General features: G+C 65.4%; 25 protein-coding genes. 15 read left to right on the forward strand and 10 right to left on the reverse strand.

Features of this window, described 5'->3' with window-relative positions; translation table 11 throughout:
* Positions 1 to 1,678 (forward strand): DUF4118 domain-containing protein (locus GJ699_RS32895; RefSeq protein WP_154383644.1); only part of this gene is annotated, 1,678 nt, incomplete at its 5' end.
* Positions 1,671 to 2,363, forward strand: coding sequence for a two-component system response regulator KdpE (kdpE, locus tag GJ699_RS32900; RefSeq protein WP_154383645.1), 693 nt, complete (start codon positions 1,671 to 1,673; stop codon positions 2,361 to 2,363). The genes GJ699_RS32895 and kdpE, both read left to right, overlap by 8 nt.
* A 4-nt stretch (positions 2,364 to 2,367) precedes the next feature.
* Here kdpE and GJ699_RS32905 read toward each other — a convergent pair whose 3' ends face one another.
* The 4 genes from GJ699_RS32905 to GJ699_RS32920 form a co-directional block, all read right to left on the reverse strand.
* On the reverse strand, positions 2,368 to 3,264 hold the full coding sequence (locus GJ699_RS32905; protein ID WP_154383646.1) for a GNAT family N-acetyltransferase: 897 nt from the start codon (positions 3,262 to 3,264) through the stop codon (positions 2,368 to 2,370).
* A gap of 103 nt (positions 3,265 to 3,367) precedes the next feature.
* Positions 3,368 to 4,537, reverse strand: a complete 1,170-nt coding sequence (locus GJ699_RS32910; RefSeq protein ID WP_154383647.1) for a vWA domain-containing protein — start codon at positions 4,535 to 4,537, stop codon at positions 3,368 to 3,370.
* A gap of 1 nt (position 4,538) precedes the next feature.
* A complete protein-coding gene (locus tag GJ699_RS32915) occupies positions 4,539 to 5,153 on the reverse strand; it encodes a GNAT family N-acetyltransferase (protein WP_154383648.1) in 615 nt (204 codons plus the stop codon).
* Complete coding sequence (locus tag GJ699_RS32920; protein ID WP_154383649.1) at positions 5,150 to 6,004, reverse strand: AAA family ATPase; 855 nt, start codon at positions 6,002 to 6,004, stop codon at positions 5,150 to 5,152. The genes GJ699_RS32915 and GJ699_RS32920 overlap by 4 nt, the downstream gene beginning before the upstream one ends.
* Before the next feature lie 224 nt (positions 6,005 to 6,228).
* Here GJ699_RS32920 and GJ699_RS32925 point away from each other — a divergent pair, with 224 nt between their 5' ends.
* Both GJ699_RS32925 and GJ699_RS32930 read left to right on the forward strand, forming a co-directional pair.
* Positions 6,229 to 6,567, forward strand: coding sequence for a c-type cytochrome (locus GJ699_RS32925; protein WP_154383650.1), 339 nt, complete (start codon positions 6,229 to 6,231; stop codon positions 6,565 to 6,567).
* Positions 6,568 to 6,581: 14 nt separating this feature from the next.
* Positions 6,582 to 6,923 (forward strand): c-type cytochrome, encoded by a 342-nt coding sequence (locus tag GJ699_RS32930; protein ID WP_154383666.1) that lies wholly within the window; start codon positions 6,582 to 6,584, stop codon positions 6,921 to 6,923.
* Between the two features lie 3 nt (positions 6,924 to 6,926).
* Here GJ699_RS32930 and GJ699_RS32935 read toward each other — a convergent pair whose 3' ends face one another.
* Positions 6,927 to 7,352: a DUF1841 family protein gene (locus GJ699_RS32935; protein WP_154383651.1), complete on the reverse strand. Its 426-nt coding sequence runs from the start codon at positions 7,350 to 7,352 to the stop codon at positions 6,927 to 6,929.
* 65 nt (positions 7,353 to 7,417) lie between these two features.
* On the opposite strand from GJ699_RS32935, the gene GJ699_RS32940 reads away from it, so the two are divergent.
* Entirely contained in the window at positions 7,418 to 7,999 is a 582-nt protein-coding gene (locus GJ699_RS32940) for a malonic semialdehyde reductase (protein ID WP_154383652.1), read from the forward strand.
* Positions 8,000 to 8,040: 41 nt separating this feature from the next.
* On the opposite strand, the gene GJ699_RS32945 is transcribed toward GJ699_RS32940, so the two are convergent.
* Entirely contained in the window at positions 8,041 to 8,682 is a 642-nt protein-coding gene (locus tag GJ699_RS32945) for an RNA pyrophosphohydrolase (RefSeq protein ID WP_154383653.1), read from the reverse strand.
* Between the two features lie 202 nt (positions 8,683 to 8,884).
* Here GJ699_RS32945 and GJ699_RS32950 point away from each other — a divergent pair, with 202 nt between their 5' ends.
* From GJ699_RS32950 to GJ699_RS32960, 3 genes are all read left to right on the forward strand, one after another.
* Positions 8,885 to 10,621 (forward strand): proline--tRNA ligase, encoded by a 1,737-nt coding sequence (locus GJ699_RS32950; protein WP_154383654.1) that lies wholly within the window; start codon positions 8,885 to 8,887, stop codon positions 10,619 to 10,621.
* A gap of 56 nt (positions 10,622 to 10,677) precedes the next feature.
* A complete protein-coding gene (locus GJ699_RS32955) occupies positions 10,678 to 11,226 on the forward strand; it encodes a lytic transglycosylase domain-containing protein (protein WP_229262411.1) in 549 nt (182 codons plus the stop codon).
* A 74-nt stretch (positions 11,227 to 11,300) separates the two neighbouring features.
* Entirely contained in the window at positions 11,301 to 12,425 is a 1,125-nt protein-coding gene (locus GJ699_RS32960) for a mechanosensitive ion channel family protein (protein WP_154383656.1), read from the forward strand.
* 54 nt (positions 12,426 to 12,479) lie between these two features.
* Here GJ699_RS32960 and GJ699_RS32965 read toward each other — a convergent pair whose 3' ends face one another.
* The 4 genes from GJ699_RS32965 to GJ699_RS32980 all read right to left on the reverse strand — a co-directional run bounded on the left by GJ699_RS32965 (position 12,480) and on the right by GJ699_RS32980 (position 18,662).
* Complete coding sequence (locus GJ699_RS32965; protein ID WP_154383657.1) at positions 12,480 to 12,857, reverse strand: SWIB/MDM2 domain-containing protein; 378 nt, start codon at positions 12,855 to 12,857, stop codon at positions 12,480 to 12,482.
* 181 nt (positions 12,858 to 13,038) lie between these two features.
* The gene (gene ffh, locus GJ699_RS32970) at positions 13,039 to 14,406 is read right to left on the reverse strand and encodes a signal recognition particle protein (protein WP_154383658.1); all 1,368 of its coding nucleotides are present in this window, start codon (positions 14,404 to 14,406) and stop codon (positions 13,039 to 13,041) included.
* A gap of 84 nt (positions 14,407 to 14,490) precedes the next feature.
* The gene (locus tag GJ699_RS32975; protein WP_154383659.1) at positions 14,491 to 16,563 is read right to left on the reverse strand and encodes an NHL repeat-containing protein; all 2,073 of its coding nucleotides are present in this window, start codon (positions 16,561 to 16,563) and stop codon (positions 14,491 to 14,493) included.
* Positions 16,564 to 16,574: 11 nt separating this feature from the next.
* Positions 16,575 to 18,662 carry an NHL repeat-containing protein gene (locus GJ699_RS32980; protein ID WP_154383660.1) on the reverse strand — a complete coding sequence of 696 codons (2,088 nt, stop codon included), beginning with the start codon at positions 18,660 to 18,662 and terminating at the stop codon, positions 16,575 to 16,577.
* 174 nt (positions 18,663 to 18,836) lie between these two features.
* Between GJ699_RS32980 and GJ699_RS32985 the strand changes: the two genes are divergently transcribed.
* The 7 genes from GJ699_RS32985 to GJ699_RS33015 all read left to right on the forward strand — a co-directional run.
* Entirely contained in the window at positions 18,837 to 19,805 is a 969-nt protein-coding gene (locus GJ699_RS32985) for an ABC transporter substrate-binding protein (RefSeq protein WP_154383661.1), read from the forward strand.
* Entirely contained in the window at positions 19,805 to 20,629 is an 825-nt protein-coding gene (locus GJ699_RS32990) for an ABC transporter permease (protein ID WP_154383662.1), read from the forward strand. The genes GJ699_RS32985 and GJ699_RS32990 overlap by 1 nt, the downstream gene beginning before the upstream one ends.
* The gene (locus GJ699_RS32995) at positions 20,629 to 21,420 is read left to right on the forward strand and encodes an ABC transporter ATP-binding protein (protein WP_154383663.1); all 792 of its coding nucleotides are present in this window, start codon (positions 20,629 to 20,631) and stop codon (positions 21,418 to 21,420) included. Before GJ699_RS32990 ends, GJ699_RS32995 begins: the two co-directional genes overlap by 1 nt.
* A 21-nt stretch (positions 21,421 to 21,441) precedes the next feature.
* The gene (locus GJ699_RS33000) at positions 21,442 to 22,245 is read left to right on the forward strand and encodes a cytochrome C assembly family protein (RefSeq protein ID WP_154383664.1); all 804 of its coding nucleotides are present in this window, start codon (positions 21,442 to 21,444) and stop codon (positions 22,243 to 22,245) included.
* The gene (locus tag GJ699_RS33005) at positions 22,242 to 22,547 is read left to right on the forward strand and encodes a PP0621 family protein (RefSeq protein WP_154383665.1); all 306 of its coding nucleotides are present in this window, start codon (positions 22,242 to 22,244) and stop codon (positions 22,545 to 22,547) included. Before GJ699_RS33000 ends, GJ699_RS33005 begins: the two co-directional genes overlap by 4 nt.
* Positions 22,548 to 22,561: 14 nt before the next feature.
* Positions 22,562 to 24,259, forward strand: coding sequence for a sensor histidine kinase (locus tag GJ699_RS33010; RefSeq protein ID WP_371867743.1), 1,698 nt, complete (start codon positions 22,562 to 22,564; stop codon positions 24,257 to 24,259).
* A partial coding sequence (locus tag GJ699_RS33015; protein ID WP_229262410.1) for a sigma-54-dependent transcriptional regulator occupies positions 24,259 to 25,517 on the forward strand: 1,259 nt, incomplete at its 3' end. The genes GJ699_RS33010 and GJ699_RS33015, both read left to right, overlap by 1 nt.

The following is a 25,517-nucleotide window of genomic DNA, read 5'->3' on the forward strand; positions in this document are numbered from 1 at the left end:
TGTCGGCGGCATGGCCGGCATGGATGGCGTCCGGCCCGGCCAGACCGACGCCGGGCCGGACGCCATCGAGCCGCCCGAGACGCTGGCGGCGCAGCGCCAGCGCACGCGCGGCTACCTGGTGGCGGCGGCGTCCAGCGTGGCGACCGCGCTGGCGGTGACGCCGTTGCTGGCTTGGCTGGACCTGGCCAACATCGCCATGCTGTTCCTGCTGGTGGTGGTGCTGGTGGCGGTGCGTTACGGGCGCGGCCCCTCGGTGCTGGCGACCTGCGTCAGCGTGGCCAGCTTCGACTTCTTCTTCGTGCCGCCGCGCTACACACTGGCGGTCAGCGATTTCCAGTACGTGATCACGTTTATCGTCATGCTGGCGGTGGGCCTGATCACCGGCCACCTGACCGCCGGCCTGCGCTTCCAGGCGCGGGTGGCGGCGCAGCGCGAACGGCGCGCGCGGGCGCTGTACGAATTCGCCCGTGAACTGTCCGGCGCGCTGCAGAACGAACAAATCTACGACAGCACCCAGCGCGTGATCCAGCGCGCCTTCGGCGCCCGCGCCACACTGCTGCTGCCGGACGAGCAGGGCCGGCTGCGGCCGCCGGCCGGCGCCGCCATCTTCGGCAACGCCAGCGGCAACGGCAACGGCAACGGCGCGACCGGCGCCAGCATCAGCGCCGCGCTGGCCATCAACGCCCACCTGGGGCGGCTGGATCTGGGCATCGCGCAGTGGGCCTACGAGCGCGCCGAACCGGCCGGCCTCGGCACCGACACGCTGCCGGCCAGCGGCATCTTCTACCTGCCGCTGGTGGCGCCGATGCGCACCCGCGGCGTGCTGGCGATCGAACCGCGGCAACGGCGCTGGCTCCTGATTCCCGAACAGCGCCAGCAGCTCGACACCTTCGGCGCGCTGGCCGCGATCGCGCTGGAGCGGGTGCACTACATCGAGGTCGCCCAGCAGGCGCTGGTCAGCATGGAATCTGAGCGCTTGCGCAACTCGCTGCTGGCGGCGCTGTCGCACGACCTGCGCACACCACTGACCTCGCTGGTCGGCCTGTCCGAAGCGCTGGCCGGCTCCAAGCCCGCGCTCAGCCCGGACCAGCAGGACAGCGCGCGCGCGCTGCACGACGAGGCGCGGCGCATGAGCACCATGGTCGCCAACCTGCTCGACATGGCGCGTATCCAGAGCGGCGAAGTGCACTTCAACCTGCAATGGCAGGCGCTGGAGGAAGTGGTGGGCAGCGCGCTGCGCGCCAGCGCCGCCAGCCTGAAGGCGCACCGGATCAGCACCCGCCTGCCGCCCGACTTGCCGCTGCTGCGCTACGACGCTGTGCTGATCGAACGGGTGCTGGTCAACCTGCTGGAAAACGCCGCCAAATACACGCCGCCGGGATCACAGATCGGCATCAGCGCCGCGCCGCACGGCGCCTGGCTGCAACTGATGGTGTACGATGACGGCCCCGGCCTGCCGCCCGGACGCGAAGAAGCGCTGTTTGAAAAATTCACCCGTGGCGAGCGCGAATCGGCCCAGCCCGGCGTCGGGCTCGGACTGGCGATCTGCCGCGCCATCGTCGAAGCGCACGGCGGCAGCATCCGCGCCAGCGCCTCGCCGCTGGGCGGCGCCGGCTTCACCATCGCCCTGCCACTGGGCACACCGCCGGCCATGCCGATAGAGGAAACACATGAATGACACCGCGCCGACCGCGTTGCTGGTCGAAGACGAACCGCAGATCCGCCGCTTCGTGCGCGCCGCGCTGGAAGAAGAGGGCTGGCAAGTGCACGAGGCGCCCGGCCTGCAGCGCGGCCTGATCGACGCCGGCACCCGCAAGCCCGATTTGATCGTGCTCGACCTCGGACTGCCGGACGGCGACGGCATCGACTTCGTCGCCGACCTGCGCAAATGGTCGACGGTGCCGGTGATCGTGCTCTCGGCGCGGGTCAGCGAAAACGACAAAATCCGCGCGCTGGACGCCGGCGCCGACGATTATCTGACCAAACCATTCGGCGTCGGCGAACTGCTGGCGCGGGTGCGCGCCACCCTGCGGCGGCAGCGCCAGCCGGCCGCCGACAGCGCCGGCCTGATCCGCTTTGGCGAAGTCGAAGTGGATTTGCAAAACCGCCGCGTCATGCGCGCCGGCCAGCACGTGCACCTGACGCCGACCGAATACCGGCTGCTGGCGGTGCTGGTGGCCAACGCCGGCCGCGTCATGAGCAACCCGCAGCTGCTGCGCGCGGTGTGGGGGCCGGCCCAGGCCGAGAACGGCCACTACCTGCGCATCTACATGGGCCATCTGCGCCACAAGCTGGAGGCCGACCCGACCCAGCCGCGTCACCTGCTGACCGAAACCGCGGTCGGCTACCGCTTGCAGATGTAGGCGCTCAGCCCAGCACCAGAATCTCGTACTGGTCGCTGCTGGCGTGGAATTTGAAGTGGCGCCGCTGCAACATCTGGAACATGCGCGAGTTGTACTTGCAGGCCGCCAGCAAGCGCCGGTGCTGATAGCGCGCGCAGAAGAAATTGACCAGCAGCGTGCCCAGGCCGTGGCCGCGGAAGGCCGGATCGATCGCCAGCGCGTGCAGCTCGCGTTCCGGCCCCTGATTGCCATCCATGCCCAGCACCATCATGAAAGCCACCACCTGGCCGTCCAGCTCCGAGACCCAGAACTCGCTGACCACCTCGGTCTGGCCGCCGCTCCACAGGTCGCGCATGGTGCGGCCGGTAACGATGCCGCGCCGGAAGGCGCTGGCCAGGCCGGCCTGGCGCGCCTGCTGATTGACATTCTGGTCGAACGCGCCGTCCTCGCCGCCCAGCACCGACAGCCGCACGATGGCCGCCACATCGTCCGGCACCGCGCGGCGGATGGTGGAATCGAGCACGCGCCGATGGCGCTCGGCGCGCGCCTTGCGGCGCAGGCTGTGGGCGCGGCGCGCCACCCGCTCGAAGGCGTGTCGCATCTGCCACACCAGCAGCGCCACCAGCGCATAAAAGGCCGCGCTTTGCAGCAGATCGTAGGCCAGCAACAGGCCGCCGTCGGCGTGGGCGTTGCTGTAGTCATACACCCGCGCCAGCGTGGCGCTCAATACAAAGCCGGCCACGGCGGCCGGCGTCAAACGCCATGCCGCCAGCGCCACCGGCAAACTATAGAAAGGCGCGTACGAGATCGCGGCACCGGTGCTGGTGTCGAGCAGGAAGATCACCGCCTGCGCCAGCGCCAGGCTGTACGCATAGCGGCGTGGACTGACGCGTCGCAGCCAACGGGAAAAATGAGCAAACATAGCTGAAGACTAAGCTGCACACGATTGCCAGACAACTTAAGAATTGTATAAAATTGTTTCAAACATTTAACAATTGCCAATCTTTTTATCTTCCTGGTAAGGGCTATTTACTCAGGGTACGCATCGCCTGCTCCAGCCCGCTCATGGTCAGCGCGTACATGCGGTGGTTCATCAGCTGGCGGATGATGCCGACCGACTGGCGGTATTGCCAGATCTGCTCCGGCTCCGGATTGAGCCAGACGAATTTCGGGAACGCGGCGGTGAAGCGCGCCAGCCAGGCGCTGCCGGCTTCCTGGTTGTTGTATTCGACCGAGCCGCCCGGCTGCAAAATCTCGTAGGGACTCATGGTGGCGTCGCCGACAAAAATCAGCTTGGTGTCGGGCGGGTATTTGCGCAGGATGTCCCAGGTCGGGAAACGCTCCGCATGGCGGCGCCGGTTGTTCTTCCACATATAGTCGTAGACGCAGTTGTGGAAGTAATAGAAATCCATGTGCTTGAATTCGTTGCGCGCGGCCGAGAACAATTCCTCGGTGCGCTCGATGTGGTCGTCCATGCTGCCGCCGACGTCAAACAGCATCAGCACCTTGACCCGGTTGCGGCGCTCCGGCTGCATCTTGATGTCGAGGTAGCCGGCGTTGCTGGCGGTGGCGCGGATGGTGGCGTCCAGCGCCAGCTCCTCGGCCGCGCCCTGGCGCGCGAACTTGCGCAGCCGGCGCAGCGCCACCTTGATGTTGCGGGTGCCGAGTTCGCGCTCATCGTCGTAATCCTGATAGGCGCGCGCCTCCCACACCTTGACCGCCGTGCGGTTGCCGCCCTTGCCGCCGATGCGCACCCCCTCCGGGTTGGTGCCGCCATGGCCGAACGGCGAGGTGCCGCCGGTGCCGATCCACTTGTTGCCGCCCTCGTGACGCTCCTTCTGCTCCTTCAGCAGCTCGCGCAGCCGGTCCATCAGCTTGTCGTAGCCGAATTTTTCCAGCGCCGCGATCTGCTCCGGCGTCAGCTCGCGCTTCATGCGCTGCAGCAGCCAGTCCAGCGGCACCCCGCCTTGCTCATCCAGCGCCGCCGCGATGCCCTTGAAATACAGGCCGAAGGCGCGGTCGAACTTGTCGAAGTGGGCCTCGTCCTTGACCAGCGTCAGCCGCGCCAGATAATAGAACTCGTCCAGCGAGCCGCTGACCACCTGGCGCTGCAGCGCCTCCAGCAAGGTCAGAAACTCCTTGATGGTGACCGGGATCTTGGCGTCCTTCAGCGTGAAAAAGAAATCGATCAGCATCTCAGCGCACCCCGTGCCGCGCCAGCTGGTAGCGCAAATGGGCGCGCGCCTCCGGCCATTCGCCGGCCGCCATGCTGTACATGACGGTGTCGCGCACCGTGCCGTCGCGGCGCAGCGCGTGGTGGCGCAGCACGCCATCCTTTTTGGCGCCGAGCCGTTCGATCGCGGCCTGCGAGGCAAAGTTGTAGTTATCGGTGCGCCAGCCCACCAGCGCCGCGCCCAGCGTCTCGAACGCGTGGGTCAGCAACAGCAGCTTGCAAGTGGTGTTGACGTGGGTGCGCTGCCAGCGCTGCGCGTACCAGGTATAGCCGATCTCCAGCCGGGCGATGGCCGGCACGATGTCGTGATAGCTGGTGGTGCCGATCACGGCGCCGCTGCCGACGTCGATCACGGCAAACGCCAGCCGGGTAGGGCGCTGCTCGATCGCCTTGAAAATATACGCGTCAACCTCGTGCGGCTCCGGCACCGAGGTCACGCGCAGCTGCCACAGCTGGCCATCGCTGGCGGCCGCGCGCAAGCCGTCGGCGTGGTGCGGGCCGAGCGGCTCCAGCCGCACGCCGTGCAGTTCCAGCGTCACCGGCAATGGGGTATCGAAGGAGGCGAAGGCCGCGCTCATCGGTTCATCCGCGCCATCGCGACCAGACGCTCGAACAGATGCACATCCTGCTCGTTCTTCAGCAGCGCGCCGTGCAGCGGCGGCACGATGGCCTTGGCGTCCTGGCTGCGCAGCGCTTCCGGCGGAATGTCCTCCGCCATCAGCAGCTTGAGCCAGTCGAGGAATTCCGAGGTGGATGGCTTCTTCTTCAGCCCCTGCACCTCGCGCAGCTGGTAAAAAGTCTGCAGCGCCTGCGCCAGCAGCTCCTGCTTCAGGTGCGGGTAGTGCACCTGGACGATTTGCGCCATGGTGTCGCGGTCGGGGAACTGAATGTAGTGGAAGAAGCAGCGGCGCAGGAAGGCGTCCGGCAGCTCCTTCTCATTATTCGAGGTGATGATCACCAGCGGCCGGTGCAGCGCCCGCACCATCTCGCGGGTTTCGTAGACATAGAACTCCATCCGATCCAGCTCGCGCAGCAGATCGTTGGGGAACTCGATATCGGCCTTGTCGATTTCATCGATCAGCAGCACCACCGGCTCCGGCGCCGTGAAGGCCTGCCACAGCACGCCCTTGACGATGTAGTTATGGATATCGCGCACGCGCTCATCGCCCAGCTGCGAATCGCGCAGGCGCGACACCGCGTCATACTCGTACAAGCCCTGCTGCGCCTTGGTGGTCGACTTGACGTGCCACTGCAGCAGCGGGCGGTCGAGCGCGGCCGCCACCTCCTCGGCCAGCATGGTCTTGCCGGTGCCCGGCTCGCCCTTGATTAGCAGCGGGCGTTGCAGCGTGAGGGCGGCGTTGACCGCCAGTTTCAGGTCGGCGGTGGCGACATAGTGGGCGGAACCTTCGAAGCGGGGAGCGGCGGTCATGGGGCGATATCCGGGTCAGAAAAAGAACAAACAGTATAGGCGGAATCGCTAGAAGCCGGGCTCCAGAGCGCGGCGCCGGATGTGTTGTTCAGGCAATGATTCTGGGTAGCTTATCAAAAAGAACTAGGATAGAATCTTTTCACTCATAGCAGAAAAGTCAACCCGATTGACGCGTGGTAGTAGTATCCGAGATCGCAGTATCCGATTACTTACTTAGAGACACCATGAAAAAACTCACCGCACTCCTCGTGCTCGCAGGCTGCACCCACGTCGCGGTTGCGGCGGAAGTGGTCGGCAATGTCCAGAATGCCAAGGCCAAGATCGAAATGTGCATCGGCTGCCATGGCATCCCCGGCTACAAAGCCACCTTCCCCGAAGTCTACCCGGTGCCGATGATCGGCGGCCAGTCGGCCAAATACATCGAAAGCGCGCTGCGCGCCTACCAGAAGGGCGAGCGCAAGCACCCATCGATGAAAGGCATCGCCGCCAGCCTGAGCGAGCAGGACATCGCCGACGTGGCCGCGTTTTACGCGCAGCAGACCCGCACAGCCGACCCGAAATGAGGACCGAGTTCATGATGAAGAAACTGATCGCCGCCGTGGCCTGCGGCCTGCTCGCCAGCGCCGCCCAGGCCGGTGGCAATGTCGAAGCGGGCAAGGCGCTGAGCGAAAAATATTCCTGCTTCACCTGCCACGGCAAAGACTTCAACACCCCGCTCGACCCCAGCTACCCGAAGCTGGCCGGCCAGCACAAAGACTACCTGGAACACGCATTGAAAGCCTACAAGCGCGGCGACGGCGCCAACGGCCGCAGCAACCCCATCATGGGCGGCCAGGTCCAGCCGCTGAGCAACCAGGACATCAAAGACCTGGCCGCCTACCTGAGCAGCCTGCCAGGCAACCTGGCCACCCACCGCTGATTTTTACAGGCGGCGCTTGATGGCTTCGATGTAGGCCAGGCCGTCGGGCGGGGTGCCGGTGCGTTGGGCGTTCCAGATCATCTCGCCCAGACATTCCATGATTTCGTGCTGCGCCGCGTGGGCGTCGTCCAGCTTCAGCGTCAGCTGGGTCGCCAGCGCGCGGATGCCGGGCGGCTGGTCGATCGAGATCTGTTCGTCGATCGACAGGTGCATCGATAAATGCAGGAAGGGATTGGCTTGCGCGCCTTCGACCTGGTAGTCGCGCGTCAGCGCGGTGTCGACGTCGCTCAGCACGTCGTGGTATTCGGGATGGTGGCGGATCCAGTCGGCCGCCATGGTTTCGATGGGGCTGAGGATGGCTTGGGCGCGCTGTTTGCGGAAGGTCTCGCAAAAGAAGCGGCGCACGTCGTCGGAGCTTGGATTAAACATGGCGCCATTGTACCGCCTGCGGCCGCAGGATAAGATGCCAGTTCCATCAACTTGTCATTGACGCCATGCTGAACCAATCCGCTCTCGATACCCTGTTTTACTCCGCCCACACCCACAACGGCTGGCAGGACCGTCCGCTGAGCGACGCTCAGCTGCAGCAGCTGTACGACGCGCTGCGCTGGGCGCCGACCGCCGCCAACGGCGCGCCGGCCCGGTTTGTGTTCGTGCGCTCGGCGGAAGCCAAGGCCAGGCTGGCGCCGGCGCTGTCGGCCGGTAATCTGGACAAGACGCTGGCGGCGCCGGTGACGGTGATTGTCGGCATGGACACCGCGTTCTACGAGAAGCTGCCGCAGCTGTCGCCGGCGGTCGATGCGCGTTCCTGGTTTGTCGGCAACGAGGCGCTGATCCAGTCGACCGCGTTCCGCAATTCTTCGCTGCAGGGCGCTTATCTGATGCTGGCGGCGCGCGCGCTGGGGCTGGATGTCGGCCCGATGTCGGGCTTCGACAATGCCAAGGTGGACGCGGCGTTCTTCGCCGGCACCAGCATCCAGTCCAATTTCATCTGCAATATCGGCTATGGCGACCCGGCCAAGATCCGCCCGCGCGCGCCACGCTTGGCGTTCGACGAGGCTTGCCAGATCGTCTGAACCAAAAAAAACGGGACCGTCAGACGGTCCCGTTGGATACATCAGGCATCGCTTTTGCCGTCGCCCGCCACGCTGTCCGCACAGGGCGGGGCGGCGTCGCAGCCACCGGCGGTGGCCAGCGCCGGCGCCGGCGCGGCCGGGTTGGCGCGCGGCGCGTGCGGCTGGCGCAGGTAGCGTGAGCCATGCTGGCGCCGTTCGTGGCCGTTGGCCGGCCAGGTCAGGAAGCGCGACAGCTCCTGCAAGGCGCGCTGGTAAACCTCGCGCTTGAATTCAATCACGACATCCAGCGGCACCCAGTAGTCATGCCAGCGCCAGGCGTCAAATTCCGGATGGTCGGTCAGGCGCAGATTGACGTCGTTGTCGCGCGCACACATGCGCAACAAGAACCAGATCTGCTTCTGGCCGCGGTAGTGGCCGCGGATTTCCCGCTTGATGAAATGGTCCGGCACCTCATAGCGCAGCCAGTCGCGGGTGCGACCGACGATCTTGACGTGCTCGGCCCGCAGACCGATTTCCTCTTCCAACTCCCGGTACATTGCCTGTTCCGGCGTCTCTCCGTATTTAATGCCGCCTTGCGGAAACTGCCATGAGTGCTCGCGCACCCGCTTGCCCCACCACACCTCGTTATGGGCGTTCAGCAGGATGATGCCGACGTTGGGGCGAAACCCTTCCCGATCGAGCATATTGCACCTCAAACTTTCTGCGGCTGAGCTCCCGTCTTATATTTTTGCCCACAAAATGGCCGGCCGGCAGCGTTTTCGGGTGACGAAAACGACCGGCAGACCCTGATTTGAACGCATTTGTATAAAGTATGGACGCATCAGCCAGCTAATCCTTTAAAATTAGGTTGATTATAACTCTCTCTTTTTAAAAAGAATTCACCGTATGCGCGCGTCACGTTTTTTTATTTCCACGCTTAAAGAAGCTCCTTCGGATGCCGAGATCGTCAGCCATCAGTTAATGATGCGCGCCGGCATGATCAAACGCCTGGGTTCGGGCATCTACACCTATATGCCGATGGGCCTGAAAATCATCCGCAAGGTCGAAGCGATCGTGCGCGAAGAGATGAACCAGTCCGGCGCGATCGAGCTGCTGATGCCGCTGATCCAGCCCGCCGAACTGTGGCAGGAGACCGGCCGTTGGGACAAGATGGGTGCCGAACTGCTGCGCATCAAGGACCGCCACGGCCGCGAATTCGCGTTCCAGCCGACCGCCGAGGAAGTGATCACCGATGTTGTTCGTACGGAAATTAAATCCTACCGCCAACTGCCGTTGAATTTTTACCACATCCAGACCAAGTTCCGCGACGAGCGCCGTCCGCGTTTCGGCCTGATGCGCGGCCGCGAGTTCACTATGAAGGACGCCTATTCCTTCGACCGCGACGTGGCCGGCATGCAAGCCTCGTACAAAATCATGTATGACGCCTATGTGCGCATCTTCAACCGCTTCGGCCTGAAGTTCCGCGCGGTGGCGGCCGACAACGGCGCCATCGGCGGCAGCGGCTCGCATGAATTCCACGTCATCGCCTCCACCGGCGAAGACGCGCTGGTGTACTGCCCGACCTCCGACTACGCCGCCAATATGGAAGCGGCCGAGGCGCTGCCGGTCAACGCCAGCCGTCCCGCCGCCACACAGCCGCTGGTCAAAACCGCCACGCCGGGCGCCACCAAATGCGAGAAAGTGGCCGAGCAACTGGGCCTGTCGCTGGCGCAGACCGTCAAGACGCTGGCGCTGACCGTCGAGCACGAAGCCGACGGTAAACTGACTAAACAGTATTTCACGTTGCTGTTGCGCGGCGACCACGAACTGAACGAGATCAAGGTCGCCAAGGTGCCAGGCCTGGCCTCGCACCGCTTCTCGACCGAGCAGGAAATCCTCGACGTCTACGGCTGCGTGCCGGGCTACCTGGGCCCGATCAACACCAAGCTGCCGGTGACCGTGGTGGCCGACCGTACCGTCGCCAATATGAACGACTTCGTGTGCGGCGCGAATGAAGAGGGCTACCACTACACCGGCGCCAACTGGGGCCGCGACTGCGCAGAGCCACAAATCGTGGCCGACCTGCGCAACGTGGTCGAGGGCGACGCCTCGCCGGACGGCCAGGGCGTGCTGGCGATCGAGCGCGGTATCGAAGTCGGTCACGTGTTCCAGCTGGGCACCGCCTACTCGGAATCGATGAAAGCCACCTTCCTGGACGAAAACGGCAAACCGGCGCCGCTGCAGATGGGTTGCTACGGCATCGGCGTGACCCGCATCCTGGGCGCCGCCATCGAACAGAACTTCGACGACAAGGGCATCATCTGGCCGGCCGCGCTGGCACCGTTCGAACTGGTGCTGTGCCCGATGGGCATGGACCGCAGCGAGGCGGTTAAAGAGACGACGGAAAAACTGTATGCCGACGCGGTAGCGGCCGGCATCGACGTCATCCTCGACGACCGTGGCCACCGTCCGGGCCAGATGTTTGCCGACTGGGAGCTGATCGGCGTGCCGCACCGCGTGGTGATCGGCGATCGCGGCCTGAAAGAAGGCAACCTGGAATACCAGGGCCGCCGCGACAGCGAGGCCACCGCCGTGCCGGTCGCCGACATCCTGGCCTTCGTCAAAGGCAAGCTGGCGCAGTGATGAGCGGGCTGTGGCGCCGGCTGGGCGTGGTGGCGGGGCTGGCCGGTGTGCTGGCCATGCCGCCGGCGCAGGCCGGCAACCAGAAGGAAGAAGCGCTGGCCGACTCGGTGCGGCTGGCGCTGTCCAACGCCATCAAGGACGCCACGCCGCCCACCCCCACCTTCCGCGACCCGTCCGAACGGGCGCGTTATCAGAACTGGCTGGACACCATGTCCTACCGCCTCAAGCGCAAGCTGGCGGACGACCAGACCCGCAACGAATTCCTCGCCACCGTGTGGTACGAAGCGCGCCGCGCCGGGCTCGATCCGGGCATGGTGCTGGGCCTGATCCAGGTCGAATCGGCCTACCGCAAATACGCGGTGTCGCTGGCCGGCGCGCGCGGCTATATGCAGGTGATGCCGTTCTGGACCGGCGTGATCGGCGACAGCAACCGGCGCGCGCTGTTCGACATGCAGACCAATCTGCGCTACGGCTGCGCCATCCTGCGCATGTACATCGACATGGAAGCCGGCAATCTGTACCTGGCGCTGGGCCGCTACAACGGCAGCCGCGGCAAGCCGGAATACCCGAACGCCGTGCTGCGCGCGTGGAATAACTGGAAGTAAGCGGCGGCGCTGGGCTGGGCTGGGCGGGCGGTGTTGCGCGCCGCGTTGACGCCGCTTCGCCTACAATCCGCCGCATGGATCTCAACTATTTCTCGGAACCCCAGGAAGGGCCATGGCGCGCCGCCGCCGCAGTCGGCGTCAGCGCCGTGCTGTTTGTGATCGTGGCCTTGCTGCTGCACCGCGCCGGCATCATGCTGGTGCGGCGGCTGGCGCGCAACCGGCCCTACACCACCAACGCGCTCAAGTGCGGCTACCGGCCCAGCCAGCTGTGCGCGGTGTTGTTCGCGCTGCGGCTGGTGCTGACCGGCGCGCCGGAAAACACGCCGCTGCTGGTGCAGCTGTCGCGCATCGACAGCGTGCTGCTGATCCTGGCGCTGACCTGGCTGGCGATTTCCTGCGTCAATTCAATCAGCGGCACCATCGCCCAGATCAATCCGGTTGATGTCGCCGACAATCTGCGCGCGCGCCGCCTGCTGACCCAGACCCAGGTGCTGACGCGCAGCGCCAACGCCATCATCGGTCTGCTGGGCCTGGGCTTCGTGCTGCTGACCCTGCCCGGCGCGCGGCAGTTCGGCGCCAGTCTGCTGGCCTCGGCCGGCATGGCCGGACTAGTGGCCGGCATCGCCGCCCGGCCGGTGCTGGGCAACTTCATCGCCGGTTTGCAAATCGCGTTCTCGCAGCCGATCCGGCTCGACGACGTGCTGATCGTCAAGGGCGAATGGGGGCGGGTCGAGCGCATCACCGGCACCTTTGTGGTGGTGCGGATCTGGGACGAGCGGCGCATGATCGTGCCGCTGCAATGGTTTATCGAGAATCCGTTCGAGAACTGGACCCATACCTCGGCCTCGATCCTGGGCACGGTGTTCCTGTGGCTGGATTTCAGCGTGCCGGTGCCGCAGATCCGCGCCGAGTTCGAGCGCGTGACGCGGGCGTCGAGCCGCTGGGACCAGCGCGTGTGCGTGCTGCACGTCACCGACGCCAACGAACACGGGATGCAGTTGCGGTTGCTGGTCAGCGCGCAGGATTCCGGCACCGCCTTCGACTTGCGCTGCGAGCTGCGCGAGGCGATGATCGCCTACATCGCCGCCAATTATCCGGATTCGTTGCCGCGACTGCGGCCGGTGCTGGACGCTCCGGGGCCGCACGAACCCAGTCTGGGCAAGCGCCCGACCCGGGTGGCGGACAGTCCGGCGCCGTGAGGCTGGTGGGGAAGAAAGGGCTGTAACCCGGCCAGGGTTACAGCGCGGGAGGACTTATTTCAGGTGGTCGGAAATGAGCTTGGTCATTTCGAACATGGAAACCTGGGCCTTGCCGCCGAAGACGGCTTTCAGCTTGTCGTCGGCATTGATGTTGCGACGGTTGGCCGCGTCTTGCAGGTCGTGCTTCTTGATGTAATCCCACACTTTTTTGGTCACTTCAGTGCGCGGCAGCGGTGCCGCGCCGACCACTGCTGCCAACGAGGCGGATGGCGTCAGTTCTTTCATGAAGGCGGCGTTAGGCTTGCGCGCTGCCGGTGCTTTCTTCGCAGCTGGTTTGGCTGCGGCTTTGGCGGGTGCTGCTGCTTTCTTTGCGGCCGGTTTGGCCGCAGCTTTCTTTACTGGTGCTGCTGGGGTTTTTTTGGCTGTTGCCATATTCGAGCCTCCTTAACGAACACATAGAAAATTGCGCAATTGATCGCACCGGCTAATATTGGTGGGGATTTAAGCCGTGCGCAAGTGTTTTTCGCGTTTTTTCCCGGAAACACGACGTAAACATAGGACAAGGCCGGTGTTTACTGTGTCTCCGGGGCGTCGCCGCAGGATTTGCGCACTTTTAGCGCAGGCCCGGCATCATGCCCTTCATGGAGCGCATCATCTTCATCATGCCGCCGCCGGACAGTTTTTTCATCATGGTTTGCATCTGCTCGAACTGGTTCAGCATGCGGTTGACTTCCTGCACCTGCACGCCGGCGCCGGCCGCGATGCGGCGCTTGCGGGTGGCTTTGATCAGCTCCGGCTTGGCGCGTTCGGCCGCCGTCATCGAGTCGATGATGCCGACCATGCGCCGCACCTGTTTGTCGGCCTGGTCCATGTTGGCGCCGCCGGCCGCTTGCTGGAATTGCGCCGGCAGTTTGTCGACCAGGCTGGCCATGCCGCCCATTTTCTTCATCTGGCCCAGTTGCGCCTTGAAATCGTTCATGTCGAACTTGCCGCCGGACTTGACCTTGGCGGCCAGATCGGCGGCGGCCTTGGCGTCAACGCCTTTGCGCGCTTCTTCCACCAGCGCCAGGATGTCGCCCATGCCCAGCACGCGGTTGGCCATGCGGGCCGGATCGAACGCTTCCAGCCCGTCCAGTTTTTCCGACACGCCGGCGAATTTGATCGGCTTGCCGGTGATGTGACGCACCGACAGCGCGGCGCCGCCGCGCGAGTCGCCGTCCAGCTTGGTCAGCACGATGCCGGTCAGCGGCAGCGCGTCGTTGAAGGCTTTGGCGGTGTTGATGGCGTCCTGGCCCAGCATGGCGTCGACCACGAACAGGGTTTCCACCGGCTTGACCGCGCCGTGCACGGCGGCGATCTCTTGCATCATTTCTTCATCGATGCCGAGACGGCCGGCGGTGTCGATGATCAGCACGTCGTGGTAGTGCTTCTTGGCCCAATCCAGCGCGGCCAGCGCGATGTCGACCGGTTTGTCCTGGGCAGTCGAGGGGAAGAAGTCGGCGCCGACCTGGCCGGTCACCGATTGCAACTGGGCGATCGCGGCCGGACGGTAGACGTCGGCCGACACGGTCAGCACTTTCTTTTTCTTTTCTTCCTTGAGGTATTTGGCCAGCTTGCCGACGGTGGTGGTTTTACCGACACCCTGCAGACCGGCCATCAGGATGATGGCGGGCGGCTGCTGGGCAAAGCTCAGTTGCGCCGCTTCCGGGCCGAGGTCGGCGCCCATCAGCGAGGCCAGCTCGCGCTGCACCACGCCGACCAGCGCCTGGCCTGGCGACAGCGACGAAATCACTTCCTCGCCCAGCGCTTTGTCCTTGACGCGGGCGATGAATTCGCGCACGGCCGGCAGGGCGACGTCGGCCTCCAGCAGCGCCATGCGCACTTCGCGCAGCATTTCGGCGGTGTTGGCTTCGGTCAGGCGGGCCTCGCCGCGCATGGTCTTGACGACCTTGGCGAGGCGTTGAGTCAGGTTATCTAGCATGTGATCGATCTGTGGGGTAAGCGTAACGCGTCATTTTACCGCATCGCCCCGCTGGCGGCGGATTTCCGCCGCCGCCAGCGCCGCTTACGGCAGCACCAGTTTGTAGATGCCATTCCCGGCCGCGATGGCGAAGTGGCGCGCGTCCAGCGCGACGATGCTGCCGGCCTGGTACAGCTGCGCCGGCAGCGCGCCCGGCAGGATGGCGTTGACGCCGTTTTCATCGCCCGCCACCAAGGTGCGCACGCCGGCCGGCGTCACCCGGTACACCGCCTTGCCGTCCACCAACTGGTAGGTATTGCCGTCCGGCGCCGCGCCCAGACCGGCCGGCAGGCTGGCGATGGTGCTGACCGCGCCCAGCGAGGTGATCTGGCGGATGCTGGTGGCTTGGCTGCCGCTGGTGGTCAGATCATAGGCATACAGATTGCCCGCGCTGTCGACGCCAGCCAGGGTCGGCTGGCCGAAGCGGGCGTTGGCGCCCTGGCCGTCGACCTGCTGCGGCGTGCTGTAGCCGCCCGGCACGCCGGCGATCAGCGTGATGGCGCCATCGCTGCCGATCTGGTAAATCGCGCCGCCATAGCTGTTGTCGGCGTTGCGCACCGACACCACCAGCGCGTTGGCCGGCGTCACCACCATGCCGGTGACGATCACGCCCAGTTGGCCGTCGATGACGGTGCTGACGGTGCCGTCCGGCGTGGTTTTGCGGATGGTCTCGCTGGCGGTGTAGTTGCCGACGTTTTCCACCGAATAGATATTGCCGCTCTTGTCGGCCGCCAGCAGGCCGGGCTTGACGAAGCGGGCCAGCTCGCCCTTGGCGTTGACGCTGACATCCTGGCTGTCGTCGCGCAGGCCGGCCAGCAGCGTGGCCTTGCCATCGCTGCCGATGCGGCTCACGCCCTTGCCGTCGGAGGTGATGACGCTGCCGTCCGGCATGGCTTGCAGCTGGAGCGCGCCCTGGCGGTAGACGTCGCCCACCGTGCCCACCGTGTACAGCGGCGTCAGCGCGCCGTTGCTGTATTTGCTGATCTGGTAGGACGACGGTGCGCCGCTATTGGACAGCAGCAGCGGTGCGCCCTGGGCGTCCAGCGTCAGCCCGGTGGTGTTGCTGGCGCCGGCCAGCGTGGTGACCACGCCGCTTTTGGTGATCTTGCGCAGGCCGCTGTAATCGTAGGCGTACAGCGTGCCGTCCGCCGCCACCCGCACGCCTTGCAGCGTGGCGAACTGCGCCGCCGTGCCGGTGCCGTCGATGCCGGCCTGGGCTAGCGCACAGGTGCCGCCAGCCAGCAGCGTTTGTTTGCCCGCGCTGTCCAGCGTGTAGATCGCGCACGGGTCGTAGGTGTACAGCGCGCCGTCGGCGCCGGCCGCCAGTTTCAGCGACAGCGTTTGCGCCGGCACGCTGGCCAGCGTGGTCAGCGTGCCGTCCGGTGTCAGCTTGCGGAAGCGGGTGGTGTAGCCATAGGTGTGGCTGGTGATGAACACATTGGTGTACTCGCTGAAGTACAGCGTGCCGTCGGCCAGCAGCGTCAGCTGGTTGATGTTGTTGACGCCCAGCGCATTCAGATTGCCGTCCGCCGCGCCGGTGATGCCGGTCACCGTGCTGACGCTGCCGTCGGCGCTGATTTTGCGCAGGCTGACATTGTCGGCCACGTACAGCACGCCGTTGCTGTCGACCGCAGTGGCGCTGATGAAGTTGAAGCGCGCCGCCGCGCCCTTGCCGTCGACGCTGCTGCCGCCGTTGGAGCTGATGGTGCCGGCCAGCAGCGTCAGCCCGGCGCTCTCGCCCGGTGCGACCTGCAAGGTGATGGCCTTGCTCAGGCTGCCGGAAGTGGCGGTGACGGTCACCGTGGCGGCGGCGCTGAGGCTGCCCAGCGCCGGCGGCGTGTAGACCACGCTGGTCCCGCTGCTGGCGGACAGCGTGCCGGGATTGCCGGCCGCCAGCGTCCAGTTGATCGTGCCGGTGCCGTTCAGCCCGGCGGTCAGCGTGACGCCGCTGCCGCCGGCGGTGGCGCTGCTGCCGGTGGCGCTCAGCGTGAGTTCGGAGGCGGCCGGTGGCGTGGCCGGCGTGCTGCTGCCGCCGCCACCGCCGCAAGCGGTCAGCGACAGGGCCAGCAGCGCGGCGGCGGCCAGTGGGGTGAAGCCGGGACGGGGCAAGCGGGACATAGTGATCTCTCTCATGGTAGGACTAATTTATAAATGCCATTGCCGGCGGCGATGGCAAAGTGACGCGCGTCCAGCATCACGATGCTGTTTGCGTTGATCAGTTGGGCCGGCAGGGCGCCGGGCAGGATGGCGGCCGGGCCGTGTTCGTCGCCGGCGATGCGGGTGCGCACGCCGTCCGGCGTCACCCGGTAGACCGCCATGCCGCTCACCAGTTCATAGGTATTGCCATCGGCCGCCACGCCCAGCCCGGCGGGGAGGCTGTTGATCGTGCTGACCACGCCGGCCGGCGTGATCTTGCGGACGGTGCGGGTGCTGCCGCTGGCCACGGCAAAGTCATCCAGGTACAGGTTGCCGGCCGCGTCGACCCCGGCCAGCGTCGGCAGGCCGAAGCGGGCGCTGCTGCCCTGGCCATCGACCTGATGGGGCGAGTTGTCGCCATCGGCCGTGCCGGCAATCAGCGTGACGGCGCCGCCCGCCAACTGGTAGATGGCGCCGCCATAGCTGCCGTCGAGATTGCGCACCGATACCATCACGGCGTTGGCGGGCGTGACCACGATGCCGGTGACGATGACACCCAGCTTGTCATCCAGGACCGTGCTGACATCGCCGGCCGGCGTGATTTTGCGCACGGTGGTGACCGAGGTGTACTCGCTCAAGTTGCTGACCGAGTAAATATTGCCGTCGCGGTCGGCCGCCAGCAGACGGGCAAAAATCAGGCGGGCATCCGCGCCCTGGCCATCGACGGCGATGTCGAGGTAGTCGCTGCGCACGCCGGCCAGCAGCGTGGCCTGGCCGTCGGCGCCGATGCGAGTGACGCTGGTGACGTCGCTGGTGACCACGCTGCCGTCCGCCAGTGCCGTCAGTAACGACGCCGGGTGACGATAGACGCTGCCGGCCGTGCCCACCCGGTACAGCGGCGCCACCAGGCCGTTGCTGTAGCGGCGCACTTCGTATGACGAGGGCAGGTCGTTGCCGAATAGCAGCAGCGGCCGGCCCTGGGCATCGATGCTGAGGGTGGGGACGTAGTCGGTCGTGCTGTGCGGCACCAGCGTGGTCACCACGCCCGTCTTGCCGATCTGACGCAGCGCGCCGCCGAGGTCGAGCGCGTACAGGTTGCCGTCGCTTGAGGCCAGCAACTTGAGGATGCCGGTGAAGTGGGCGGCCGCGCCGGCGCCGTCGACGCTGGTGCCGGTGCCGCTGTCGGCCGGGTTGCCGGCCAGCAGGGTCAGGTTGTTGTCGCCACCGACCAGGTAAATCGCGCGGCTGTTATAGGCATACAGCGTCCCGTCGTTGGCGACTGTCAGGCCCAGCGGCACCGCCGTTTCGGTGACGGTGGACAGCAAGCTCAGGCTGCCGTCGCGGGCGATCTTGCGGAAGTGACTGGTGTAGCTGTAGACGATGGAACTGAGGGAGACGGTGGTGTAGTCGCTGAAATACAGGCTGCCGTCGGCCATCGGCGTGAGTTGGGTGATGGTGCCCACGCCCAGTTTGCTCAGGTCGCCATCGGCATAGCCGCCGCTGCTGCTGGCCAGTTTGCTGACCTTGCCATCGGTGCCGATGGTGCGGATGCATTTGCAAAAGCGTTCCGTCACGTAGACGGTGCCGGTGCTGTCCGCCGCCAGCGAGCTGATGTTGCCAAAGCGGGCGCCGGCGCCGCTGCCGTCGACCACCGCGCCGACGCCGGGGCTGATGGTGCCGGCCAGCAGCGTCAGTCCGGGAACGTCGCCCGGCGCCACTTGCAGTGTGATGGTCTTGCTCAGGCTGCCGGAGCTGGCGGTGATGGTCACCGTCACCGTGGTTGCGGCGCTGAGGCTGCCCAGCGCCGGCGGCGTGTAAACCACGCTGCCGCCGCTGCTGGCGGACAGCGTGCCGGGATTGCCGGCCGCCAGCGTCCAGCTGACCGTGCCGGCGCCGTTCAGGCCGGCGGTCAGGGTGACGCCGCTGCCGCCGGCGGTGGCGCTGGTGCCGGTGGCGCTCAGGCTGAGTTCGGTCGCGGCCGGTGGCGCGGCGGGCGTGCTGCTGCCACCACCGCCGCCGCAGGCGGTCAGGGACACGGCCAGCAGCGCGACGGCGAATGAGGAACGGGTGAGAATAGGCATGAAAGTAGTGTTATAAAAAGTAATATTTTTCCGATTTGCTAACGCATGCTATGCCCGTTTCTGCGTTGCAAATGTGACAATCGTCACAATTTACAAAATTCATATGATCTACAGCAATAGGCAATCAGGGACTAGCTTGGTATGATTTCTTGACATAAATTAAAGGAGAGACGGATGAAACTGAAAGCGATTTGCGCCGCGATGGCCCTCACGTCGGTACTGGGTGCAGCCCAGGCGCAGGAAGTGGTCCGGCTGGGCAATCTGAAGTTCGCCCACTACGGCGCCGTCTCATATATCAAGGAAATCGCGCCCAAGTGCGGCATCAAGGTCGAGGAGCGGGTATTCGCCAAGGGGCTGGACGTGATGCAGGCCATCATCGCCGGCGAGCTGGATGTCGGCACCACCGCGTCCGAGGCCGCGATCTCCGGCCGCGCCGGCGGCGCGCCGATTTATGTGGTGGCCGGCTTTGCCAAGGGCGGTGCGTTGCTGGTCGGCCGCGCCGACCTGAAGCTGAAATCGGTCAAGGACCTGAAAGGCAAAAAAGTCGGCGTCACGCGCGGCGGCATTCAGGAAGTGCTGCTGCTGGCCGAGCTGCAGCAGAACGGCCTGAGCGTGTCCGACCAGCCGGGCAAGGATGTGCAACTGGTGTTCCTGGCCTACGCCGATTTGAATCAGGCGCTGCTGGGCAAGCAGATCGACGCCATGATGCAGTCCGAGCCGCAATCCTCGCAGGCCATCAACAAGGGCTTCGGTACTGAGATCATCAAACCCTACGACACCCCGATCGGCGAGCCGGTGCGCACCATGGTGATGACCGAGAAGTTCTATAAAGAGAAGCGCCCGCTGGCCGAGAAGTTCATGAACTGCTTCGTGCAGTCCACCAAGACCTTCATCGACAACAAGGCCATCGCTGAAAAATACGTGCGCGAGGTGGTGTTCAAAGGCCAGATCACCAAGGACGATTTCGACGACGCCATCGGCAATTCGCCGTACAGCTACGACATCACGCCCGAGCACATCCAGATCACCACCGACGTCATGGTCAAGACCGGCGTCGGCCGCATGAGCAAGCCGCCAGTCGCCAAGGACTGGGTCAAGACCGACTTGCTGGAAGCGGCCAAGAAAAATCTGGGCGTCAAATAATGGTCACCACCTCATCCTGGCGGCAGCTCGGCATCGGGCTGGTGCTGCCGGCGCTGGTGATCGCCGTGTGGCAGGCGGTGACGGTGCTGGGCTGGGTCAATCCGCAGGTGCTGCCGTCGCCGCTGGCGGTGGCGGAGAAGTGGATCGCCTACCTGCTGCCGCTGCAACCGTATGATCCGGCGGCCGGCGGCTGGCTGCAGTGGGCCGTGTCCGGCGAGCTGATTACCGATTCGATCAGCAGCTTGTACAGGGTGGTGGTCGGCTTTCTGATCGGCGGCGGGCTGGCGCTGCCGCTCGGCCTGGCCATGGGCATGAGCAAGCACGTCTACGACTGGTTCAACGTGCTGGTGCAGATGGTGCGGCCGATTCCGCCGATCGCCTATATCCCGTTGTCCATGTTGTGGTTCGGACTGGGCAATCCGCCGGCGGTGTTCCTGATCGCGCTCGGCGCCTTCTTCCCGGTGCTGATGAATACCATCGCCGGCGTGCGCCAGGTCGATGGTATTTATATCCGCGCCGCGCGCAACCTGGGCGCTTCCGGCCTCACCATGTTCGTGCGGGTGATCCTGCCGGCCGCCGTGCCGTACATCCTGTCCGGGGTGCGGATCGGCATCGGCACCGCCTTCATCGTGGTGATCGTGGCCGAAATGGTGGCGGTGAACAATGGCTTGGGCTTCCGCATTCTGGAGGCGCGCGAGTACTTCTGGTCGGACAAGATCATCGCCGGCATGATTACCATCGGCCTGATCGGGCTGGCGATCGACGTCGGCATGAACAAGCTGAATAACCATTTGCTGCGCTGGCACCGCGGACTGGAGAACTGATGGCACATATATTAGTCTCGCATGTAAACAAGGTGTTCCAGACCGCCGAACGCGAAGTGGTGGCGCTCAAGGACATCAACCTGGAAATCCCGCAAGGCCAGTTCGTCTGCCTGCTCGGCCCCTCGGGCTGCGGCAAGTCGACGCTGCTGAACGCGGTGGCCGGCTTTGCGCCGCCATCGTCCGGCACCATTACCGCCGATGGCAAGCCGGTCACCGCGCCCGGCCCGGAGCGCGGCATGGTGTTCCAGGAATATGCGCTATTCCCGTGGATGACGGTGGCCGACAATATCGCCTTCGGCCTGCAGATCAAGGGCCAGCCCAAGGCGCAGATCGCCGCCACGGTCGACCAGCTGCTGCGGATGCTGTCGTTGCAGGACTTCCGCAACCGCTATCCGAAAGACCTGTCCGGCGGCATGCGGCAGCGGGTGGCGATCGCGCGCGTGCTGGCGCTGGATTCGCCCATCATGCTGATGGACGAGCCGTTCGGCGCGCTTGATGCGCTGACCCGGCGCAACCTGCAGGACGAACTGCTGCGCATCTGGGCCGAGCTGAAAAAGACCATTTTGTTCGTCACCCACTCGATTGAAGAGGCGATTTACCTGGCCGACCGCATCGTGGTCATGACCTACCGCCCCGGCACCGTCAAGCGCGACCTGCTGGTCGAGCTGCCGCGCCTGCGCGATCCGGCCGCCGCCGAATTCAATGCGCTCAAGCGTGAACTGGGGCAGCTGGTGATGGAGGAGCAGCAGCGTCACCATCACGACGAACTGCGCATGGCTGCCGTGGACTGAGCGATAGTGTAAACTGCCAGGATGCAGATCTATTCTTTCATCGCAGCCATTGCGCTGTACATCGTGTGCGCCGCCTTGCCATCGCGCCGGGGCGGCCTGATTTCAGCCGTCACCCTGGTGGCCTGGCTGCTGCACGGCGCCGGCCTGTGGGCCGAGATTGCCGCCGGCGGCGAGCTGCGCTTCGGCTTTGCCGCCATGCTGTCGTCGGCGCTGTGGGTGTCGGTGGCGGCCTACTGGATAGAAAATCAGAATTTCAGCCTGGACGGCATGCGCCGGCTGGTGATGCCGGTGGCCGCCGTGACGGTGGGGCTGCAAACCGTCTTCCCCGGCAACCTGGTGCCGCTGGAGGGCAAGTCGCCGCTGTTCGGTTGGCATATTGCCATCGCCACCATGGCCTACAGCACCTTGACCATCGCCGCTTTCCACGCCGTGCTGATGGCGCTGCAGGAGTCGCGGCTGCACGCCGCCACCGACCGCAAGACCTTTTTGTCCGGCGCGCTGGACCAGCTGCCGGCGCTGCTGACCATGGAAAAGCTGTTGTTCCGCATGATAGGCTTCGGCTTTACTTTATTGAGCCTGACCGTGTTGTCGGGCATTGTGTTCTCGGAGCAGCTGTTCGGCCAGGCGCTGAAGTGGGACCATAAATCGGTGTTTACGCTGCTGTCCTGGCTGCTGTTCGCGGCGCTGCTGGCCGGTCGCCGCTTCCGTGGCTGGCGTGGCAAGACCGCGCTCAGCTTCACGCTGGCCGGGTTCGCGACTTTGCTGCTGGCCTACGTCGGCAGCCGTTTTGTGTTTGAAGTGGTTTTGCATAAGGGTTGGGCATGAGCCGTATTATTTTCTGGCTGGCGTTGGTTTTCCTGGTGATCTTCGCGATCCGTTCCAAGATCCGCGAGGTGCAAAAGCGTCACCAGCAGCAGTTCCGGCAGCCGCCGCAGCAGCAACCGCAGCCGCAGCCAGCCGCGCAGCAGCAAACCTACAAGGCGCGCGCCGCCGCCCAGGCGGCCAACGATGCCGAAGTGATGCTGCAATGCGCGCATTGCGGCGTCTTCTATCCTGCCTCGGAAACGGTGCAGGCCAATGGCCGTGACTATTGCAGCGCGGCCCATGCCGCCCTGCCATCCGCGTAAGGCCGCAGCGCGTCGTGTTCGCGCGCCTGTTCACCCTGACCGCCGAATCGCGCGCCACCTTCTGGCGCTCGCTGCAGACGCTGAACGCGACCCGGGTGGTGATCGCGCTGGTGTTGCTGGTCTATCTGAGCTTTGACGCTCGCGGCCAGCATCTCGGCGGCCGCTATCTGTATCCGCAAATCTGTGGCGCCTACCTGCTGCTGGCGATCGGTTTCGCGCTGTCGGCGGTGTATGTGCAGCGCCGCTTCGTGCTGCAACTGCTGTCACAGATCGCCTGCGACCTGGCCATCATCTCGCTGCTGTATCTGGCCAGCGGCGGCATGCGCAGCGGGCTGGCGATTCTGTATTTGTTCCCGCTGGCCGGACTGGCCATCCTGGCGCCGCTGGTGGTGGCGCTGTTCTGCGCCTCGCTGGTAACGCTATTCCTGCTGGGCGACAGTACCTGGCAAATCTTCCTCACCGATAGCGACCGCGATGTGATGCAGGCCGGCCTGTACGGCGCCGCCTTCCTGGCGGCGGTGCTGGTGGTGAACCGCATGGCCGCCAAGTTGATCGGCCAGGAGGAGCTGGCCAGCCGGCGCGGCGTCGAGATCGGCGTGCAGCAGGCGGTCAACCGGCTGGTGATGGCCAATATCGGTGACGGCATCCTGGTGGTCGACGGCGAGGGCCAAGTGTTCGCCGGCAATCCGGCGGCGGCGCAGATGCTGGGCCTGGTCGGTCCCGAGCTGAAATTCAAGCTGTCGGCGGCGGTGGCGCTGGCGCCGCTGGCGCACGCCTATGCCGACTGGCGCGCCGACGCCACCCGCTCCACCGCTTTCCTGAACATCAAACCGTTCAACGACGCCGCGCTGGAAGGCATGACCGCTGCCTGGAGCGCGCGCCGCGACCTGGTCGCGCACCTGAAAGTGCGCTTTGCCGCCGCCGATACCCACGGCCTGGGCGCCGAGCGCAGCGTGATTTTCCTGCAGGACGTGACCGGCATCGAGAATCAGGCGCAGCAACTGAAGCTGGCGTCGATGGGCCGGCTCACCGCCAGCATCGCGCACGAGGTGCGCAATCCGTTGTCAGCGATCGGCCACGCCACCGCTCTGCTGGGCGAGGACTTGAGCGACCCGGTGCATCAGCGCTTGCTGAAAATCGTCGGCGACAATGTGGCGCGGGTCAACCGCATGGTGGAGGACATTCTGCAGCTGTCGCGCAAGGTGCAGCCGCACAGCGAGCCGCTGGCGCTGGATGTCTTGCTGGCCGAGCTGCGTGCCGAATTCATCGACATCCACAAGCTGCCGCCGGACATGCTGGGACTGGCGGTGGCGCCCGGCACCGAGGTGCGCTTCGACGCGCTACACCTGCGCGAAGTGGTGCTCAACCTGCTCAATAACGCGGTGCGTTACGCCAGCGGCGGCCCGGATTCGATCCGCCTCGACCTGGTGCGCGACAAGGCGCAGCGGCTGGAACTGCACGTGCAGGACGATGGCCCGGGCATTTCGCCCGAGGTGCGGGCCCACTTGTTCGAGCCGTTTTACACCACCTCCAGCAAGGGCACCGGACTGGGGCTGTATCTGGCGCGCGAATTGTGCTTGAATAACGAGGCGCGGCTGGACTATGAATATCGTTTCGATAGCAGAGACAGCGCCGATGGCAGCCCGTCACTGAGCGGGCGGTTTGTAATCTCTTTCGCCTGGCCTGGGCAGAAGCAAGGAAAGGCTGTTTGATGAGTGTTCGTTCCCCTCGTGTGCTGGTCGTCGACGACGAGGCCGACCTGCGCGAACTGCTGGAACTCACCCTGCTCAAAATGGGGCTGGACGTGGACAGCGCCGAAACGCTGGCGCAGGCGCGCGCGCTGCTGGCCGACACCGAATACCAGCTGGTGCTGACCGATATGCGGCTGCCCGACGGTTTGGGATTGGAGCTGGTGCGTGAAGTCACGGCGGCCTGGAAGAACACGCCGGTGGCGGTGGTGACCGCCTTCGGCAGCGCCGACAACGCGGTGGTGGCGCTGAAAGCCGGCGCCTTCGATTACATCTCCAAGCCGGTGGCGCTGGACCAGTTGCGGTTGATGGTGCAGTCGGCGCTACGCCTGAACATCGGGCCGGCGGCGGTGCAGGCGCCCAGCACGGCGCCGGCCAACAGTCGGCTGCGCGGCAATTCGGCGGTGATCCAGGCACTGCGGGCGCAGATCGCGCGGCTGGCGCGGTCGATGGCGCCGGTCGCCATTCATGGCGAATCGGGCAGCGGCAAGGAGCTGGCGGCGCGTGAGATCCACGCGCAAAGCTCGCGCGCCGGCAAGGCCTTCATCGCCGTCAACTGCGGCGCGATTCCGGAAGCGCTGATGGAGGCCGAGTTCTTCGGCTACCGCAAGGGCGCGTTCACCGGCGCGGCCGATGAGCGCGATGGCTTCTTCCAGGCCGCCAACGGCGGCACGCTGATGCTGGACGAGGTGGCCGATTTGCCGCTGGCGATGCAGGTCAAGCTGCTGCGCGCGATTCAGGAACGGCGCGTGCGCAAGATCGGCGCGACTTCGGAGGAGCCGGTCGATGTGCGTATTATTAGTGCGACCCACAAGAATCTGGCGCAGTGCGTGGAGCAGGGCAGCTTCCGGCAGGATTTGTTCTATCGCCTGAACGTGATCGAACTCAGTCTGGCGCCGCTGCGCGAGCGGCTGGACGATCTGGAGGTGCTGACCGGCGCCATCCTGGAACGGCTGGGCACTTTCGAACACAAGGTGGTGCTGGGGCCGGGCGTGCTGGAGGCGCTGAAAGGCTATTCCTTCCCCGGCAATGTGCGCGAGCTGGAAAACATCCTGGAACGCGCGCTGGCGTTTGCCAACGATGGCGTGATCGAGGTTGGCGATCTGGCGCTGAAGGGCGCGCGCATGGTGGAGGCGGTGGTGCCGTTGCCGACGCCCGCCACGCCGACCCCCGCGCTGGCGGCCAGCGAGGCCGAGGCGCTCGCCGCCGCCATCGCGGCTGC

This window comes from Duganella guangzhouensis, assembly GCF_009674535.1.
GTDB lineage: Bacteria > Pseudomonadota > Gammaproteobacteria > Burkholderiales > Burkholderiaceae_D > Rugamonas > Rugamonas guangzhouensis.

Excerpts from the sequence above, each read along its gene's own strand:
- ffh (WP_154383658.1), bottom strand. The coding sequence starts at position 14,406 with ATGCTAGATAACCTGACTCAACGCCTCGCCAAGGTCGTCAAGACCATG.
- GJ699_RS33000 (WP_154383664.1), top strand. The coding sequence starts at position 21,442 with ATGCAGATCTATTCTTTCATCGCAGCCATTGCGCTGTACATCGTGTGC.
- GJ699_RS32930 (WP_154383666.1), top strand. The coding sequence starts at position 6,582 with ATGAAGAAACTGATCGCCGCCGTGGCCTGCGGCCTGCTCGCCAGCGCC.
- GJ699_RS33005 (WP_154383665.1), top strand. The coding sequence starts at position 22,242 with ATGAGCCGTATTATTTTCTGGCTGGCGTTGGTTTTCCTGGTGATCTTC.
- GJ699_RS32965 (WP_154383657.1), bottom strand. The coding sequence starts at position 12,857 with ATGGCAACAGCCAAAAAAACCCCAGCAGCACCAGTAAAGAAAGCTGCG.
- GJ699_RS32945 (WP_154383653.1), bottom strand. The coding sequence starts at position 8,682 with ATGCTCGATCGGGAAGGGTTTCGCCCCAACGTCGGCATCATCCTGCTG.
- GJ699_RS32990 (WP_154383662.1), top strand. The coding sequence starts at position 19,805 with ATGGTCACCACCTCATCCTGGCGGCAGCTCGGCATCGGGCTGGTGCTG.
- GJ699_RS32980 (WP_154383660.1), bottom strand. The coding sequence starts at position 18,662 with ATGCCTATTCTCACCCGTTCCTCATTCGCCGTCGCGCTGCTGGCCGTG.
- GJ699_RS32920 (WP_154383649.1), bottom strand. The coding sequence starts at position 6,004 with ATGACCGCCGCTCCCCGCTTCGAAGGTTCCGCCCACTATGTCGCCACC.
- GJ699_RS32995 (WP_154383663.1), top strand. The coding sequence starts at position 20,629 with ATGGCACATATATTAGTCTCGCATGTAAACAAGGTGTTCCAGACCGCC.
- GJ699_RS32905 (WP_154383646.1), bottom strand. The coding sequence starts at position 3,264 with ATGTTTGCTCATTTTTCCCGTTGGCTGCGACGCGTCAGTCCACGCCGC.
- GJ699_RS32925 (WP_154383650.1), top strand. The coding sequence starts at position 6,229 with ATGAAAAAACTCACCGCACTCCTCGTGCTCGCAGGCTGCACCCACGTC.
- GJ699_RS32940 (WP_154383652.1), top strand. The coding sequence starts at position 7,418 with ATGCTGAACCAATCCGCTCTCGATACCCTGTTTTACTCCGCCCACACC.
- GJ699_RS32935 (WP_154383651.1), bottom strand. The coding sequence starts at position 7,352 with ATGTTTAATCCAAGCTCCGACGACGTGCGCCGCTTCTTTTGCGAGACC.
- GJ699_RS32915 (WP_154383648.1), bottom strand. The coding sequence starts at position 5,153 with ATGAGCGCGGCCTTCGCCTCCTTCGATACCCCATTGCCGGTGACGCTG.
- GJ699_RS32910 (WP_154383647.1), bottom strand. The coding sequence starts at position 4,537 with ATGCTGATCGATTTCTTTTTCACGCTGAAGGACGCCAAGATCCCGGTC.
- GJ699_RS32950 (WP_154383654.1), top strand. The coding sequence starts at position 8,885 with ATGCGCGCGTCACGTTTTTTTATTTCCACGCTTAAAGAAGCTCCTTCG.
- GJ699_RS32975 (WP_154383659.1), bottom strand. The coding sequence starts at position 16,563 with ATGTCCCGCTTGCCCCGTCCCGGCTTCACCCCACTGGCCGCCGCCGCG.
- kdpE (WP_154383645.1), top strand. The coding sequence starts at position 1,671 with ATGAATGACACCGCGCCGACCGCGTTGCTGGTCGAAGACGAACCGCAG.
- GJ699_RS32960 (WP_154383656.1), top strand. The coding sequence starts at position 11,301 with ATGGATCTCAACTATTTCTCGGAACCCCAGGAAGGGCCATGGCGCGCC.
- GJ699_RS32985 (WP_154383661.1), top strand. The coding sequence starts at position 18,837 with ATGAAACTGAAAGCGATTTGCGCCGCGATGGCCCTCACGTCGGTACTG.
- GJ699_RS32955 (WP_229262411.1), top strand. The coding sequence starts at position 10,678 with ATGCCGCCGGCGCAGGCCGGCAACCAGAAGGAAGAAGCGCTGGCCGAC.